The sequence below is a fragment of the Agromyces binzhouensis genome, from assembly GCF_004135055.1.
Classification (GTDB): Bacteria; Actinomycetota; Actinomycetes; order Actinomycetales; family Microbacteriaceae; genus Agromyces; species Agromyces binzhouensis.
Genome location: NZ_SDPL01000006.1, coordinates 1 through 16573 on the forward strand (window position 1 = coordinate 1; position 16573 = coordinate 16573).

General features: G+C 69.2%; 12 protein-coding genes. 6 read left to right on the plus strand and 6 right to left on the minus strand.

The window, feature by feature from the left end; all coding sequences use genetic code 11:
- Positions 1-855 (plus strand): NAD-dependent epimerase/dehydratase family protein (locus tag ESO86_RS01015; RefSeq protein ID WP_129233041.1); only part of this gene is annotated, 855 nt, incomplete at its 5' end.
- A 28-nt stretch (positions 856-883) separates the two neighbouring features.
- Here the strand turns inward: ESO86_RS01015 and ESO86_RS01020 are convergent.
- From ESO86_RS01020 to ESO86_RS01035, 4 genes are all read right to left on the minus strand, one after another.
- Positions 884-1852 (minus strand): hypothetical protein, encoded by a 969-nt coding sequence (locus tag ESO86_RS01020; protein WP_129233042.1) that lies wholly within the window; start codon positions 1850-1852, stop codon positions 884-886.
- Between the two features lie 171 nt (positions 1853-2023).
- Positions 2024-4114, minus strand: coding sequence for a bifunctional lysylphosphatidylglycerol flippase/synthetase MprF (locus tag ESO86_RS01025; RefSeq protein WP_129233043.1), 2091 nt, complete (start codon positions 4112-4114; stop codon positions 2024-2026).
- Between the two features lie 261 nt (positions 4115-4375).
- Positions 4376-4729: a hypothetical protein gene (locus ESO86_RS01030; RefSeq protein WP_242492140.1), complete on the minus strand. Its 354-nt coding sequence runs from the start codon at positions 4727-4729 to the stop codon at positions 4376-4378.
- 24 nt (positions 4730-4753) lie between these two features.
- Complete coding sequence (locus ESO86_RS01035) at positions 4754-5329, minus strand: TetR/AcrR family transcriptional regulator (protein WP_129233044.1); 576 nt, start codon at positions 5327-5329, stop codon at positions 4754-4756.
- A 150-nt stretch (positions 5330-5479) separates the two neighbouring features.
- On the opposite strand from ESO86_RS01035, the gene ESO86_RS01040 reads away from it, so the two are divergent.
- The 4 genes from ESO86_RS01040 to ESO86_RS01055 all read left to right on the plus strand — a co-directional run bounded on the left by ESO86_RS01040 (position 5480) and on the right by ESO86_RS01055 (position 10701).
- Positions 5480-6853 (plus strand): flavin monoamine oxidase family protein, encoded by a 1374-nt coding sequence (locus tag ESO86_RS01040; protein WP_129233045.1) that lies wholly within the window; start codon positions 5480-5482, stop codon positions 6851-6853.
- Positions 6854-6915: 62 nt separating this feature from the next.
- Positions 6916-8364, plus strand: coding sequence for an APC family permease (locus ESO86_RS01045; protein WP_165307191.1), 1449 nt, complete (start codon positions 6916-6918; stop codon positions 8362-8364).
- Between the two features lie 65 nt (positions 8365-8429).
- Positions 8430-9251 carry a MoaF C-terminal domain-containing protein gene (locus ESO86_RS01050; RefSeq protein ID WP_129233047.1) on the plus strand — a complete coding sequence of 274 codons (822 nt, stop codon included), beginning with the start codon at positions 8430-8432 and terminating at the stop codon, positions 9249-9251.
- 31 nt (positions 9252-9282) lie between these two features.
- The gene (locus ESO86_RS01055; protein WP_129233048.1) at positions 9283-10701 is read left to right on the plus strand and encodes an aldehyde dehydrogenase family protein; all 1419 of its coding nucleotides are present in this window, start codon (positions 9283-9285) and stop codon (positions 10699-10701) included.
- A gap of 65 nt (positions 10702-10766) precedes the next feature.
- Here ESO86_RS01055 and ESO86_RS01060 read toward each other — a convergent pair whose 3' ends face one another.
- Both ESO86_RS01060 and ESO86_RS01065 read right to left on the minus strand, forming a co-directional pair.
- Positions 10767-10988, minus strand: coding sequence for a carboxymuconolactone decarboxylase family protein (locus ESO86_RS01060; protein ID WP_207206964.1), 222 nt, complete (start codon positions 10986-10988; stop codon positions 10767-10769).
- Between the two features lie 258 nt (positions 10989-11246).
- Positions 11247-13856, minus strand: a complete 2610-nt coding sequence (locus tag ESO86_RS01065) for an ATP-dependent Clp protease ATP-binding subunit (RefSeq protein WP_129233050.1) — start codon at positions 13854-13856, stop codon at positions 11247-11249.
- A 239-nt stretch (positions 13857-14095) separates the two neighbouring features.
- On the opposite strand from ESO86_RS01065, the gene ESO86_RS01070 reads away from it, so the two are divergent.
- Positions 14096-16510: a P-loop NTPase gene (locus tag ESO86_RS01070; protein ID WP_129233051.1), complete on the plus strand. Its 2415-nt coding sequence runs from the start codon at positions 14096-14098 to the stop codon at positions 16508-16510.
- Positions 16511-16573 lie beyond the last annotated feature (63 nt).

The following is a 16573-nucleotide window of genomic DNA, read 5'->3' on the forward strand; positions in this document are numbered from 1 at the left end:
GAGGTGCGCGCCGTCTCGCGCACCCCGTCGACCGCGCCGGAATCGGGCGTCACGCCCGTCGCGGCCGACCTCCGCGACGCGGCATCCGCTGCCGACGCGCTTCGGGGCGCCGACGTCGCCTACCTCACCGTGGGCCTGCCGTACACGACCACGGCCTGGCGGCGCGACCTGCCGGTCATCGTGCGGAACGCGGTCGACGGATGCCTCACGGCCGGCGCCCGGCTCGTGTACTTCGACAACGTCTACGCGTACGGCCGCACCGACGGGCGGCCGATGACGGAGTCGACGCCGATCAGGCCGACGAGCCGGAAGGGCGCGGTGCGCGCCGACGTGCTGCGCATGCTCGACACGGCCCGCGACGAGCGCGGGCTCGACCTGACCATCGGACGCGCCGCGGACTTCTACGGCCCCGGGGCGACGACGAGCGCGTTCAACATGTTCGCGATCGACCGCGTCGCCACGGGGAAGCCGCCGATGTGGATGTTCGACGCGAGCCTGCCGCACTCGATCACGTACACGCCCGACATCGGCGCGGGCCTCGCCGTGCTCGGCACCGACGACCGCGCCCGAGGTCGCACCTGGCACCTGCCGACCGCGCCGGCGCTGACCGGCGAGGAGTACCTCGCCCTCGCGTCGGGCGGCCGACTCCCCCACCGGACGATGTCGATGGGCGCGATGCGGCTCGGCGCGCTGTTCGCGAGCGGCGCGCGGGAGTCGCTCGAGATGGCCTACCAGTACACCGAGCCCTACGTGTTCGACTCGTCGGCGTTCGAGCGCGAGTTCGGCGTCGCGCCGACGCCGTATGCCGAGGGGATCGCGGCGTCACTGCGGACCGCGTCGGCGAAGGCGGGGTGACGCCGCGCGAGCGCAGCGGTCGGACGGGTCAGAGCAGCCCTTCCGGCCACTCCCATCCGGGCGGCGGGGTGGTTCCGCCGGTGCCGTAGGGGTCGCAGTCGGGTTGGCAGGCGCGGATGCTCTCCTCGCTGAGCGAGAACTCGAACGGGACCGTGATCGTGCCCCAGTCGGGCGGGAAGATGGAGACGGACTCCGCTTGGGCCGCGGACGCAGCCGCGGCGGCGGCGGCACGTGCGGCGGCTTCGATCGCCGCGGCGTTCGCCGTCGCGTGGGTCGATTCCACCTCGGATGCCGCGGCGAGCCACCTGGGCAGCGCCTCGAGTCCGACCGCCTCGCCCTCCTCGGCGAGCACCGCGTCGCGCGCGGCGCGCAGTTCGGCCACGACGTCGGCCGGCGCCATGCCGGATGCCGCGATGACCCGATCGGTGCGCGGGCCCACTTCGGCGACGACGGCGGCGACCGCGCGATGGGCCGACTCGCACGCCGCGTGCCGTTCGAGAGCCGCGAGACGGATCAGCTCCGCCTCCTCGCCGGCCGACGCCCGGAGATCGCTGAGGCGGTGGACCTCCTCGACGAGCTCGTCGCGACTGGACGACTCCGCATCCCGCACGAGGAGGATCGTCTCGGTCGAGGCCGGCTGCGCCACGTCCGTCTCGGGCGCGACGCGCGCCATGGCCGCCGTGCCCATCGAGATGACCGTGGTCGAGAAGCGGTCCGTCGCGGAGATCGCGGGCTGGAGGCGGCTCGTCTCGTCACGCACGCACTCGTCGGCAGCGGACGACGCGGCTTGCGCGGCATCCGCGCGCTCGCTCACCAGGTCGATCTCCGTGACGAGCCGGTCGCGCTCGACGGTGAGCTCCGCGCGGGCCTCGGCATCGAGGACCGCCGCCCGGCTGGTGACCGCGGCCGCGGCGAACGCCATCGCGATCACGAGCAGCACGGCGACGGCGATCGGTCGACGTCGGATGCCGGTGAGGGCGGCACCGAGGGTGTTCATGCATGGACTCCTCCTGCGCCGCACCGCGCAGTCGCGGGTTCACGCTAGCGGATGCCTCGGCCCCGGACGATGACGAAACGGACACGAATCCCCGCGGCTTCCCGGCGGCAGGCGGCCTTCACTCCGCCGATGTCCCGGTACCTCGGTACTCGGTGCTCCGATACCACAATGTCAGGGTGCGCCGTCGGGCCTCCGCACCAGCTGAAGCCCCGCGCCGGCGAACTGACGAACGCTGGCGTCGGGCAGGAACGCCCGGGTCAGGGCGGCTCCGATACGCGTGAGGTCGGCCTCGTCGCGATAGAGCAGGTACAGCTGCTCGAAGCGCGGGTTGAACTTGCCCTTGAACCGATGGAGCGACTGGAAGCCGTAGACCGGCTCGAGCACCCTCGACAGCAGCTCGGAGAGTTCGGCGATCCGCCCGGCGTCCGGCGGGTAGTCGTGGGTCAGGGGCGCCCCCGACAGCGACATGATCTCCGCCCCCTCCTCGGCGAAGCGTTGCGCCGACGAGCCGATGAGGAACTCCATCACGGGCCCGAATCCGTTCTCGCGGCGGCGCATGAGGTCCAGTGTCCACCCGCGGATGCCGGCGTCGCCGTAGACCGGCAGCCACGACAGGAACCCGTCGACATCCCCCTTCGGCGAGATCGCGAGCGCGAGCCGCACTTCGGGGTCGGCGGCCTCGTCGAGCGTTCCGAGGGTGAAGCCCATCTCGGGGAGGTCCTTGTCGCCGACCCACTGCTCGCTGATGGCCCGCAGTTGGGCGCGGATGCCCCAGCTCTCGTCGGCCAGCCGTGTCAGGCGGAACTCCATGCCCTCGCGCTCTGCCCGGTTCAGCGCGCCGCGCACCGCAGCCCACCGTTTGCCCGAGAATGCGAGCCCCTCGAGGTCGACGATGGTGTCGTCGGCCACCACCAGGCTGCGCCATCCGTCGGGAACGGCCGCTCGGGTGGCGTCGCCCGAGCTGAAGAAGCAGGGCACGAGCCCCGCGTGCTCGGCCATGTCGATGAACTCGGACACCGACTCGCCCCGTGTGCCCTCGGGTCCGAGCGGGTCGGCGAGCACGAGCGCGACGCCGGCACGGCGCTGGTAGGCGACGATGCCGACCGACGTGCGGGCGTACTGCATGTAGGGCCAGGTGGTCATCCACGACAGCGTGCCGCCGCCGTGCGTGCGCAGTGCCCGCACGACGTCGTCGCGCGTCGGCGGCGGCGCGATGCCGAGTTCGGGCCGGCGCCTCGCCGCGAACGCCCGGCGAACCACGATCAGGTAGACGGCCATCAGCAGCCAGAGCACGCCCGTGGCGATCGCGACGCTGGGATCGCCGCCGATCACGGCGTCGGCCTCTGCATCGCGGAGCACCGTCAGGAGCAGCACCACGAGCGCGATGGACACCAGCACGTTGACCAGACCCCAGATGAGCGTCAGCACCCATGCCCAGCGTCGACCGCGCACCAGACCGTACGAGACGATGAGGATGATCGCGACGTCGAGGGCCAGGTCGAGGAGCGAGCCGCCCACCGGCTCGGTGCGCCCGAACGGACCGAAGGTGGGTGCGAGCGTCGTCAACAGCAGGATGGCGCCGAGCGCGAGGCTGGCGATGCCGGCGATGATCCGCTGCTCGTGCACGGTGGTCCGCTGGACCTTCAGCGACCGGTCGACGAACAGCACGAGGCCCACGGCGAAGGCGTGCTCGAGGTCGGCGAGGCTCCCCCAGAAGAGCAGCGTGACGACGCTGAACGCGATGAGCACCAGCCACGCCCGCACCCGCCAGGGCTGCACGAACAACCCGACCGCGGCGGCGATGCACGCCACGGTGCCACCCGACGGCCCCACATCGAGCACGGTGGCCTCGAGCTGCGCCCACGGCCAGGGCAGCAGGGCGGCGAGCCAGAGGAACAGGGCGCTCGCGAGGATCGCGAACACCTGCCCGGCCCAGAAGTACCCCAGCGCCGTGCGCGTGCCGCGCCGGATCTCGAGGAACGCCATGCCCGCGAAGCTCGCGATCGCGAACGCGTACACGACGGGGTGGTCGACGAAGAACGTGCCGGTGATCGGGGTCCAGAACTTGCCCTCGGCGAAGGCGGGGAGCCCGTAGGCGACGCTCTCGAAGAGCGGATGGTCGACGAACGGCGACCACAGCGCTCCGGTCGCGAGCCCCGCGATGAGGATCGCCGCGACCGTCGCGATCGTCGCGGGCGCCTTCGTCAGGATCGCAACGGATCGCCGTGGTGTCTCGGCATCGGTCGCCTGTGTCGTCGCCATGGCTTCCCCCGGGTCGCGCTCGCCTCCCCCGACCCTAGCGGGAGGCTCCCCGCACGCCGGGTGACGCCGCCGGTCGCGCGCGATGCGTTCTCGCGCCGGAACGCTGACGCTGCCGCACGCGGCGTCCGGGTACGACGAAGGCCCGGCACCTGATGGGGTGCCGGGCCTGCGTCGCTCGTTTGGACGAAATGTGGCGGTCAGGGCGGATGCCGGGCGCCGAGTTTCGTCCAAACGGTGAGGTGGGGCGGGGACGTGGGAGTTCTACGCCGCCTGCGACAGGTCGACCGTCGCGTTCGGCACGGATGCCACGACGAACTCGCCGTCGGCGGCATCCACCCGCACGCCCTCGCCGTCGCCGAGGGCGCCGGTGACGAAGAGGGCGGCGATGCGATCGTCGATCTCGCGCTGGATCAGGCGCCGCAGCGGACGGGCACCGTACTCGGGCTCGTAGCCGCGCTCCGCGAGGAGCGCCACCGCGGCATCCGTCACCTCGAAGGCGATCTCGCGCGCGGCGAGCCGCGACGAGGTCGCACCCAGCATCAGGCGCACGATCTGCGCGATCTCCGCAGACGAGAGCTTCTGGAACAGCACGATCGAGTACGGGTTGCGCCGCACGTTGCATGCACGACGGCTCTCGGGTCAACCACGCGGCCGGGCGGCGACCACAGCGCCGAGCGCCTCGACGGCCTCGGAGAGCTGTTCGGCGGTGATGGCGCGGCCGAGGTACTGCAGCACGAGTCCGTCGAGCGCGGCGAACATGGCGCGGTCGAAGCCCGCACTGCTGGCGAGCCCGAGGTCGGCTCGGCCGTGGGCGAGTTCCTCGACGTACCGCTCGTAGAGTGTGCGCACCGCGCGCTGCAGGTCGGGGCGACGACTCGCTTCGAGCACCATCTCGAACTGGAACACCTGCAGGGCGGGCTCGGAGAGCACGTTCTCGATCAGGGCCGACCGGAACGACTCGGGGTCGCCGGCGTACTGGCCGAGGTTCGCCAGCCCGATCGACCGCTCCATCGACCACTCCAGCGTCGCGGAGAGGAGCGCGTCGCGCGTGCCGAAGTGGTGGGCGATCAGGGTGTTGTTGACGCCCGCCGCGTCGGCGACGGCTCGGAACGTCATGCCCCGCAGCCCCTTCGCCGCCACGACCCTGACCGTTGCGGCGAGCAGCGCCTCCTTGCCGTCGCCGTGGTTCAGGGGCCGCCGCCGGGGGTCCGTCATGCGCTCCAGTGTAGGGAGCGACGGGTCGGCGGTCAGCGACACGCTTGACGAAGAACTAAGCATGTGCTTAGCTTACCGGCATCCAATACTCAGCAGTTGCTTAGTTCGACTCGGATCGTTCGAGCGACTGCTCCCGTGAAGGAAACGATGATGTCTCTGAACACGCACGCACGACCGACCGCTCGGCCGGCCGAGGTCGACGTCCTCATCCTGGGCGCGGGCTTCGCCGGCCTCACCGCGGCCCGCGAGCTGACCCAGCGCGGCCTCTCCGTGCGCATCCTCGAAGCCCGCGACCGCATCGGCGGGCGCACCTGGTACGCCGACGGCCTCGGACGCGGCCTCGAGCTCGGCGGCACCTGGGTGCACTGGACGCAGCCGTACGTCTGGGCCGAGCTCGCCCGGTACGGCATCGGCACGGTGCCGAGCCCGACCCCCGCCGTCGCGCACTGGTGGGAGGACGGCGGGCCGCGGTCGGGCGACCCGCAGGACCTGCTCGCCCGGCTGGACGAGCCGAACCGGCTCCTGACCGAAGAGGCGAGACGCGTGTTCCCGGAGCCGTTCCACCCGCTGAAGGAAGCGGCACTGGTCGAGGCCGCGGACCGCGAGACCGTCGCCGACCGCATCGCCGCGCTCGACTTGCCGGCCGGCGACCGCGCGCTCCTCGAGACGTTCTGGACCCTGAACGTGAACGGCTCGATCGAGGCCGCCGCCTACACGCAGGCACTGCGCTGGGTCGCGCTCACCAACGGCGACTGGGCCGTGAACTTCGAGGCGTGCGCCTCGTACAAGGTCGACGGGGGCACCATCCGGCTCGCACAGGCGATCGCGGACGACACCGACGCCGAGCTGTGGTTCGGCGCCGTCGTGGAATCCATCGAGCACGACGACGCCGCGGTCCGGGTCACGACCGCGGACGGCACGACGCACATCGCACGCCACGCGATCTCGACGCTGCCGCTGGCAGCGCTGTCGCGGATCCGTGTCGTCCCCGAACTCCCCCGCCCGATGCACGATGCCGCACGCGAGGGACAGTCGGGGCTCGGCACGAAGGTGTGGTTCCGCCTCGAGGGCGTGACCGAGCCCTTCGTCGCCTTCGGCGAGAAGGACTGGCCGCTGAACTTCTTCCAGGGCGAGTACCCCGACGGCGACGGGATCATCGTCATCGGATTCGGGCCCGACGCAACGGCCATCGACCCGACCGCCGCCCCTGCGATCGAGGCCGTCATCAGCCGGCTCATGCCGGGGGCGCGGGTGACGGCGGTCCGCGCGCACGATTGGGTGGCCGACCCCTTCGCCGGCGAGACCTGGCCGATGCACAAGCCCGGCTACCTCACCAGCGCCCTGCCCGCGTTCCACGCCGGGGCGGGCCTCCTCCGGTTCGCCGGCTCCGACTACGCCCACGGATGGGGCGGCTTCATCGACGGGGCCATCGAGAGCGGCCTGATCGAGGCGCGCCGCATCCTCACCGAGCACGCCGCTGCCGGCGTGCACGGCGGCGCGCGCCTGCTGGCCGCCAGCGCCTGATCCCGCCGCAGCTCCGCGGCCGACACCCACCAGAGCACCGCTCGAGTCCAAAGGAGGACCTCATGAGCACCACCACCGAATCCGCGCCCGCTACGGTCGAGACCGTGCACGGCACCGCCCTCAAGCCGAACAGCCTGGGCTTCATCGGCATCGCGTTCTTCGTCATCGCCGCCGCCGCACCCATGGCCGCGTTCGTGGGCGCCGGCCCCGTGCTGTTCTCGATCATGGGACCGGGCGTCCCGCTCGTCTACGTCATGGTCGCCGTCGTCATCGCGCTCTTCGCGGTGGGCTACCTGAAGATGAGCCGGCACATCGTGCACGCCGGCGGCTTCGTCGCCTACATCGCCAGGGGCCTCGGGCGCCACGCCGCGACGGGCGCGGCGGGCATCGTCATCGTGACGTACATCGCGCTGCAGGTGGGCTTCTGGGCGCAGTTCGGCGTGTTCGCCCAGCAGTTGGCGGCCGGATGGCTCGGCATCGACCTTCCCGTCTGGGTCTGGGCGCTCGCCTTCGTTGTGCTCACCACGGCGCTCGCGATGCGCGGCGTCGACCTCAACCTGCGGGTCCTCGGCGTCCTGCTCGTCGCCGAGATCGCCGTCGTCGCGATCCTCGTGGTCGGCATCCTGATCGGTGCGGCCGGCAACCCGCCGTCGCTCGAGAGCTTCAGCCCGTCGCAGCTCGCCAACCCCGGCTTCGGCGTCGCCGTCCTCTTCGTGTTCGCATGCTTCACCACCTTCGAGGCCACCACCGTCTTCAGCGAGGAGGCGCGGAACCCGCGCCGCACCATCCCGCTCGCGCTCTACGCCGTGGTGCTGTTCGTCGCCGTGTTCTACACCGTCGCCACGTGGTCGGTCAGCTACGCGATCGGCGCCGACCAGGTGCAGCAGGCGGCGAGCGACGACCTCGCCGGCATCATCTTCGGCCTCGCCGCGACCTACGTCGGCCCGTGGCTGGACATCACGATGCAGGTGCTCGTCGTCTCGAGCTTCATCGCGATGCTTATCGGCATGCAGAACATGTTCGCCCGGTACGGCTTCGCACTGGCTCGAGCCGGCGTCCTTCCGTCGCCGCTCGCACGCGTCACCCGGCGATCGAAGGCCCCTGCCGCGGCGGCGCTCGCGAACGGCGTCATCGTCGCGGTCATCGTGCTCGCCTTCCTGCTCGCCGGCGCCGACCCGATCGAGGTCGTCTACGCCTGGTTCGTCGCGCTCGGCACGGTCGGCTTCATCGTGATGATGGCGCTCGCCTCGCTCGCGATCGTCGTGTTCTTCCTGCGCGAGAAGGTCGACCGGGGCTTCTGGACGACGAAGGCAGCGCCCGCGGCATCCCTCGTCCTCGTGATCGCGGTGCTCGTCATCGCGCTGCAGAACTACGACGCGATGCTCTTCAGCGAGGGCGCCACCGCGAAGCTCCTGCTCTGGTTGATCCCGATCGCGTTCGCCCTCGGCGCGGCGCTGCCGATGGTCAAGAAGGACGTCGACTACGAGTCGGTCGTCGAGGCCGCGGCCTGACCAGCGACCCCTCACCGACTCCGCACGCATACCTCCTCACCGCACCCGCACCGAAAGGCCTCATCATGGGCACCTCCACCTCCACCTCTGCTTCGACCACGACCGAACAGGACTACGTCCCCGTCGAGGACTGGCCCGACGTCACCGCGATGCTCGAAGGGTTCGGCGAGCCGAGCCTCGGCGCATCCGATGCCCTCGAGGGCTCGACCTTCGACATCCGCTTCGACAACGGCTGGACCATCGCCCACCGCTTCGACGGCGGCACCGTCACCTGGACCATCACGGAGGGCGACGGCGCCGGGATGACCGGGACGCATCCGTACCGAGCCGTGGAGGCACGCCCGGGCCTCTTCTTCATCGACTTCATCAAGGGCGAGGGCGCGCACGCGAGCGACGTCTCGATCGTGCTCGACCGCAACGACGGTCGCGTGACCGTGGCCGACTCGAACTTCATCGATCGCCAGGGAGCCGTCCGCATGCAGACGGCGATCCTCACGGGGCGCGTCGCAGGCACGGGCGAGATCGAGCCGCTGCGGAGGTCGAGCGAACTCGTCGGACGCCGCATCTACTACCGCTACAGCCCGAGCGAGCACTACGAGCACATCTACCTCAACAACGGCACCTTCGTGTGGCACTGCATCCACGGTGCCGAGCAGGGACTCGCCGACGTCGACGCGGCGACGGTCTACGAACTGGGCGACGGCATCGTGATGCTGCACTGGAGCGAGTCGGTCATGCCGGTCGAGTCGTTCCTCGTGATCGACCTCGTCGCACAGCGCTCGATCGGCCGCATGTTCTGCTGGGACGGCCCCACCCTCGCCCCGGTGCACCTGCCGTTCGACAGCCGCTTCACGGTCCTCAACGAGACCGCCTACCCGACCGACTGACCCACGAGACCAACGAGACCTGGAGGAACCCATGTCCACGACCACGCAACCCGCCACGATCCTCGACGCGATCACCGCCGACGAGGCCACCGGGCGTCCGATCCCGGATGCCGCGACGCGCGAGACCATCGCCTACGCACCGGTGCACACCGTCGCCGACCTCGACGCGGCGGTCGCCGCGGCACGTGCCGCGCAGCCGGCGTGGGCCGCGCTCGGACACGGCGAGCGCAGCCGCATCCTGAACGCCATCGCCGACGAGATCGAGGCGAACGCCGAAGAACTCGCCGTGCTCCTCTCGCGCGAACAGGGCAAGCCGCTTGACGGGCCGAACGCCCGGTTCGAGGTCGGCGCGTGCGCCGCGTGGACCCGCAATGCGGCGGACACCGTCGTCGAACCCGAGGTCGTCTTCGAGGATGGCGCCGCCCGCGCCGAGCTGCACTACGAGCCGCTCGGGGTCGTCGGCGCGATCGGTCCGTGGAACTGGCCGATGATGATCTCGGTCTGGCAGATCGCGCCGTCGCTGCGCATGGGCAACACGGTCGTCGTGAAGCCGAGCGAGTACACGCCGCTGTCGGTGCTGGCGCTGGCCGAGGTGTTCAACCGGCACCTGCCGGAGGGCGTGCTCACGGTCATCGCGGGCGACCGCGAGGTGGGCGCGGCGATCGCCGCCCACCCGGGGCTCGACAAGATCATGTTCACCGGCTCGACGGCGACCGGCCGTCGGATCGTCGAATCGTCGGCGCAGAACCTCGCGCGACTCACCCTTGAGCTCGGCGGCAACGACGCCGGCATCGTGCTTCCCGATACGGATGTCTCGGCGATCGCCGAGAACCTCTTCTGGGGGTGCTTCATCAACACCGGCCAGACGTGCGCCTCGCTGAAGCGCCTGTACGTGCACGACTCGGTGTACGACGAGGTCGTCGACGCGCTCGCCGGAATGGCGCGCACCATGCCGATGGGCCGAGGTCTCGATGCCGGCAACGTGCTCGGCCCGGTGCAGAACGAGAAGCAGTTCGACGTCGTGCGCCGTCTCGTCGACGACGCCCGCAATCGCGGCGCGCGCGTCGTCGCCGGCGGCGAACCCGCCCCCGAGCTCGGCCCGCTCTTCTACCGCGCGACCGTCGTGGCCGACATCGACGACGGCGCGGCCCTCGTCGACGAGGAGCAGTTCGGCCCCGTCATCCCGGTGATCCGGTACACGGATGTCGACGACGCCGTCGCACGCGCGAACGCCTCGGAGCAGGGACTCGGCGCCTCGGTGTGGTCGAACGATCCGGACGAGGCCGTCGCGGTCGCCCGACGCATCCAGGCCGGCACGGTGTGGATCAACCAGCACGGCGCCCTCAACCCGAACATCCCGTTCGGCGGCACGAAGGGCTCGGGCTACGGTCACGAGTTCGGCATCCACGGGCTGAAGGCGGTGTCGGCGCCGAAGGTGATCTCGCGCTGATCGGGCGCGCGGCGAGGGCCCGGCTCCCCGATCGGGGCGCCGGGCCCTCGTGGCTCGAGCGCCGGTCAGTGCCGCGAGCTCCTCTCGGTCGTCGCCGGCTCCTCGAGCGGCGGCAGCCGGCACGCGTCGGCGAACCCGTCCGAGTGGATGCCGAGGGCGACGTTCATGCGCGCACTCATGTTCATGAAGGCGACCTTGGCCGTGAGCTCGATGAGCGCCGCCGGCCCGAGCGCCTCGAGCAGCCTCGCCGACAGTTCGTCGGTGACCGCCGGCGGGGTCTGGCTCATCGCCTCGGCGTGGGCCATCACGTGAGGCCGGCGTCGGCTCCTGCGTGCTCGGGCTCTGCGTGGTCATGGTGTCCTCCTCCGTCGTCGTCGGCGGCCGGGCTCGGCCCCGGCTCGTCCGTCCTCATGGAGACACCGCTCGGCGCGGAGGTGTGACACGGCGGAGTCCCGGGTCCGGCGGGTGAACGCGGGGCCCGGGACTCCGGTGGGGTGGATGGTCTCGATACGTGCCGCCTGTGGCGGTGCTACTCGACCACCGACCTACGCGGCGAGCGACACCGTCGCGTTGGGCACGGATACCACGACGAACTCGCCGTCGGCGGCATCCACCCGCACGCCCTCGCCGTCGCCGAGCGCGCCGGTGACGAAGAGGTCGGCGATGCGGTCGTCGATCTCGCGCTGGATCAGGCGACGCAGCGGACGGGCACCGTACTCGGGCTCGTAGCCGCGCTCCGCGAGGAGCGCCACCGCGGCATCCGTCACCTCGAACGCGATCTCGCGCGCGGCCAGCCGCGACGAGGTCGCACCCAGCATCAGGCGCACGATCTCGGCGATCTCGGCCGACGAGAGCTTCTGGAACAGCACGATCTCGTCGATGCGGTTCAGGAACTCGGGCCGCATGGCCTCGCGCACCTTGCCCATCACGCGCTGGCGCACGTCGTCCATCGACGAGAAGCCGTTGGCCGCAGCATCCGCCGACGCCACGAAGCCGAGCGCACCCGACCGCGACGCGAGGAACTCCGAACCGAGGTTCGAGGTCATGATGACCACCGTGTTGCGGAAGTCGACCGTGCGACCCTGGCCGTCGGTCAGGCGTCCGTCGTCGAGCACCTGCAGCAGCAGGTTGAACACGTCGGGGTGCGCCTTCTCGATCTCGTCGAACAGCACGATCGAGTACGGGTTGCGCCGCACCCGCTCGGTGAGCTGCCCGGCCTCGTCGTAGCCGACGTATCCGGGAGGGGCGCCGACGAGCCGCGACACCGTGTGCCGCTCGCCGAACTCGCTCATATCGAAGCGGATGATCGCGCCCTCGTCGTCGAACAGCGACGACGCCAGCGCACGCGCCAGCTCGGTCTTGCCGACGCCGGTCGGTCCGAGGAACAGGAACGAACCGACGGGCCGCTTCGCGTCGCCCATGCCGGTGCGGTTGCGCCGCACCGAGCGGGCGACGGCGGTGACCGCGTCGTCCTGCCCGATGACCCGGTCGTGCAGCTCGCCCTCGAGGTTCGCGAGGCGCTCGCGCTCGCCTTCCGTAACCCGATTGACCGGGATGCCGGTGGCCCGCGAGATCACGGCGGCGATCTGCGCCTCGTCGATGACGGTCGAGGTCGCGGCCGCGCCATCCGTCGCAGCGGATGCCACGGCACGGCCCTGCGCGGCGGCCTTTTCCGTCGCCTCGTCGAGCCGCTCCTGCACCTTCTCGATCTCGTCGCGGATGCGCGAGGCCTCCTCGTAGTGCTCGGCGCGGACGGCCGCGTTCTTGTCAGCCTCCAGGTCTGCCAACCGCGAGATGAGCGCGGAGACATCCACCTTCACGCCCAGCTTGAGGCGCAGGCGCGCGCCGGCCTGGTCGATGAGGTCGATGGCCTTGTCGGGCAGCACGCGGTCGGTGAGGTACCGCGCGGAGAGCTCGACGGCGGCGCGCAGCGCCTCGTCGGTGTAGGTGACGCCGTGGTGCTCCTCGTACGCGGGGCGCAGGCCCTGCATGATGAGTACGGCGTCCTCGATCGAGGGCTCGCCGACCTTCACCGGCTGGAACCGGCGCTCGAGCGCGGGGTCCTTCTCGATGGTGCGGTACTCCTTGAGCGTGGTCGCGCCCACGAGGTGCAGCTCGCCGCGGGCGAGGCGGGGCTTCAGGATGTTGCCCGCGTCCATGCCCTCACCGGCACCGCCGGCGCCGACGACGGAGTGCACCTCGTCGACGAAGACGATCAGCTCGCCCTTGTGCTCGGCGATCTCCTCCATCGTCTTGGTGAGGCGCTCCTCGAAGTCGCCGCGGTAGCGGGTGCCGGCGAGCATGGCGGGCAGGTCGAGTGCGACGACGCGCTTGCCGAGCAGCTGCTCGGGCACGTTCTCCTCGACGATCGCGCGGGCGAGGCCCTCGACGATCGCGGTCTTGCCGACGCCGGCCTCGCCGATCAGCACGGGGTTGTTCTTCGTGCGGCGGCTGAGGATCTCGATGGTCTGCTCGATCTCGTCGGTGCGCCCGATCACGGGGTCGAGCTCGCCGTTCGCGGCGCGTTCGGTGAGGTCGAGGCCGAACTTGTCGAGCATGGGCGTCGCGGATGCCGCGGCATCCGTCTGCTCGCCCATGCCGCCCATCTCGGGGCCGGCTGACGGGTCGGATGTCATGTGCTCCCCCAGGCCGGCCGCGAGCGCCTCGGCGGTGACGCCGGCGCGCGCGAGCACCTGCCCGGCGGGGGCGTCCTGCCCGAGCACGAGCGCGAAGAAGAGGTGCTCGGGGTCGATGTACGTCGACCCGCTCGAGCGTGCGACCTGGTACGCGTGGAACAGCGCACGGCTGGCCGACGGGGTGATGGTCGCCGCGTTCGCGTCGGCGGTGACGGATGCCGCGGGCAGCCGCGCCTCGGTCGCCGTGATGATGCGCTCGGGCGACGCCCCGACGCGGGTGATCGCCTGCGCGACGGACTCGTCCTCGACGATGACGCGCAGGATGTGCAGCGCGTCGAGCTCGGTCTGTCCGCGCTCGAGCGCGAAGCGTCCGGCACGCTGCAGGATGCTCTGGGTGCGCGAAGTCAGGAACCGGCTGAGGTCGATCGACCGCGCCTGCCTGGCCTGCTCACCCGCGAGGTAGCGGCTCAGGAACTCGTCGAACGAGCTCGAGCCGGCCTCGTTGAAGTCGTCTGGCACCTAGGTCCTCCTGGGGGAACTTGAGTTGGGTACGCTCAAGTTCAACACGGGTGACAACTGGGTATTCCCGCCAATCGAAGCAAGAAGACGTTCCCGACCAATCGATGGCACGGGGAGACATCCCTTCCAAGGGCCTACCCCCGATAGAGTCACCTCGTTGTCGAACGCAACGGCGTCCCATACGCGAGCGTCAACGACCAGACAGTCAAGAGCGAGTTCGATGCGTCAGGGGGTGCAAGATGACAGGTCCGAGCGACAGCGGTGGAGTCACGGCTGAACAAGCGACTCAGGTCGCGAACGCTCTGCTCAAGGGAAAGGCAGTCCTTGTGACTGGCGCTGGGTTCTCCCATGGCGCGTCGGACAAATTCGGTGATGCTTTGCCCCTCGGACGCGGTCTTGCCAAGTCCATCTGGCCCGTGGCCTTCGGTGAAGCTCCTTTCGACGCGGCTTCAACCTTGGGCGAAATCTTCCGAATAGCGCAACAGCGCTCTGGAAACGCGCTGCGTGAACAGCTCGAACGAATGTTCACCGTCGACAGAAGCACACTGCCCAAGCGATATGCGGACTGGTTCGCGCTGCCATGGTCGCGGATCTACACGTTGAACATCGATGATCTCGACTCCGCAGTACAAGCCGCGAAGAAGGGTGCGGATCTCAACATCCTATCGGCCCTTACATCCTCACCCGGAGATGAACGAGCGGGAGCGACTACGGTTGTGCATCTGAACGGGCGCCTAGCTGACTACCCTCGCGTGACCTTCGACCCCCCGACGTACGGGTCTCGAACTGCGACGCCCGACGCTTGGTACCAACAATTCATCGTCGACACCGTAACCCGGCCAACCCTGTACATCGGCACGGTTCTCGACGAACCTCCAATCTGGCACTATTTGAGTCAGCGCGGCGCCAAAGGAGGGGCGAGCGAAACGCGTCCTCGTTCATGGCTATTCACCAAGAATCTTCCGATTGCCCGCCGCGAACTTCTTGCGGGTTTCAATATCAACTTGATCGAAGCATACGAGCAAGAAGTATACGAAGCGGTGGTGGAACCATTTCGCGCCCAACTACTCGAGGTCTCCGCACAGAGGCGACGCAGGGCGCGGACAGGTGCTTCCACGGCCGCGAACGTCGCCGACATCATCGCGGAGAACCCGAAGGGGGAATCGGCATTTCTTATGGGCTCAGAACCGTCTTGGGGCGACATCCATGACGGCTATGCGGCGGAGTTCGAGATAGATGTTGAACTCGAGTCGCGCGTTCTCGCAAAGTCAGACGGCGCTGTCGTCCTGCACGGGCCCGCGGGCTCCGGTAAGTCCACCTCCCTCATGCGTCTCGCAGCCGTGCTCGCCGCGAGAGGCAACTCAGTAGCATGGGTGGACCCAGGCGCCGCCGAATCGATCGCTCAAATCGAGACGGATATCGCCGACCTCGAGCCGGATTACGTGTTCGTCGACGAAGTGGACCGTTTCGCAAGAGGCGCCCGTTCGCTGATCGAGCGGGTGGCCGCGAGCGGCGCGGTCGTCGTCGGCGCCAGCAGAACTCACCGACTGAATGCGATCGGGCTAAGGAACGATCTCGACGCCGATTACGTCGGCACACCCCCATTGACGGATCGTGACGCTGAAGCCCTGATCGAAATGCTCGAGCGAGCCAACAGGTTAGGCGCGTTGCTCAGCAAGAGCCCCGCCGAGCGCATCAAGGCCGTGACTCGCCGCGCGGACCGGCAGCTTCTCGTAACCCTCATAGAGGCGACTTCGGGGCGAAAATTTCACGACAAAGTGGCGGATGAGTGCGCCGATCTTGCCGGTATTCAACTGTCGGCATACGGAGTTATCTGTGCAACCCATGCTGCGGAAAACTTCGGACTCAGCATCGACGACCTCCTCATGGCAGTACACGGGGCGACGAATGAGGGCGTGAGCGAACTCAAGCAGTTGATTTCGGATCAACTCTTGCTGCAAGTCGATGGCAAGCTTCGAGCACGACACCGAACGATCGCCGAGTCCGCCGTCGACCATTTCCGCAAGGAGGGTCAGCTCGCAACCTGGCTCGAGATGTTGTTGTTCATGGTCGCTATCAAATATGACCGATCTGCACAAGACGCAGGCCCATATAAGAAGCTGCTAGTTCGGTTCCTCAACCATCGATTCCTCAACGATCAACTTCGTGAGCCCGGTGACGTTCGAGGTGTATATGGCGCGCTTGAGGGCGTTCTCGCGCAAGAGTTTCATTATTGGCTCCAGCGGGGATCGTATGAACTCGACTATGGCGATCTCACCTTGGCTGAGACATTTCTCCGCCAGGCAGAAGCGATCCGCCCCGATGACAATCTTTTCGAAACCGCGTGGTGCCATCTCTTGTTGAAGATGTCCCTGAACTCCGCTCGCGGCGTGAGCGCCCGGGAGTTGGCAGAGGAGGCGTTACGCCGCCTGAGCGCCCTCCTAGATGACCCCGGTACTCGTACGCCCCATACGTACGCGGTGTATTTGCGATACGGCAGCCAGTGGGTCCAGACAGGTCTCCTCCCGTCGGCCGAAGACTTGGTCCTTCGTCGAGATCTACGTTCAAGGATCACCCAGGCGAACGTGCGATACCGCGACAATAAGCTGCTTCGAGAAGCTATAGCCGAGGCGGAACGAGTGATCGGGCGTTAGCCGCGCTTCCTCGAGTCAGCTCGCATCGCCCTGTTCTTGGGAGTCGTAAGTCGCGAGATGTTC

Bases quoted from the DNA above. Each gene is read 5' to 3' on its own strand.
- ESO86_RS01035 (WP_129233044.1), bottom strand. From the start codon at position 5,329: ATGACGGACCCCCGGCGGCGGCCCCTGAACCACGGCGACGGCAAGGAG.
- ESO86_RS01020 (WP_129233042.1), bottom strand. From the start codon at position 1,852: ATGAACACCCTCGGTGCCGCCCTCACCGGCATCCGACGTCGACCGATC.
- ESO86_RS01040 (WP_129233045.1), top strand. From the start codon at position 5,480: ATGTCTCTGAACACGCACGCACGACCGACCGCTCGGCCGGCCGAGGTC.
- ESO86_RS01025 (WP_129233043.1), bottom strand. From the start codon at position 4,114: ATGGCGACGACACAGGCGACCGATGCCGAGACACCACGGCGATCCGTT.
- ESO86_RS01060 (WP_207206964.1), bottom strand. From the start codon at position 10,988: ATGAGCCAGACCCCGCCGGCGGTCACCGACGAACTGTCGGCGAGGCTG.
- ESO86_RS01050 (WP_129233047.1), top strand. From the start codon at position 8,430: ATGGGCACCTCCACCTCCACCTCTGCTTCGACCACGACCGAACAGGAC.
- ESO86_RS01070 (WP_129233051.1), top strand. From the start codon at position 14,096: ATGACAGGTCCGAGCGACAGCGGTGGAGTCACGGCTGAACAAGCGACT.
- ESO86_RS01045 (WP_165307191.1), top strand. From the start codon at position 6,916: ATGAGCACCACCACCGAATCCGCGCCCGCTACGGTCGAGACCGTGCAC.
- ESO86_RS01055 (WP_129233048.1), top strand. From the start codon at position 9,283: ATGTCCACGACCACGCAACCCGCCACGATCCTCGACGCGATCACCGCC.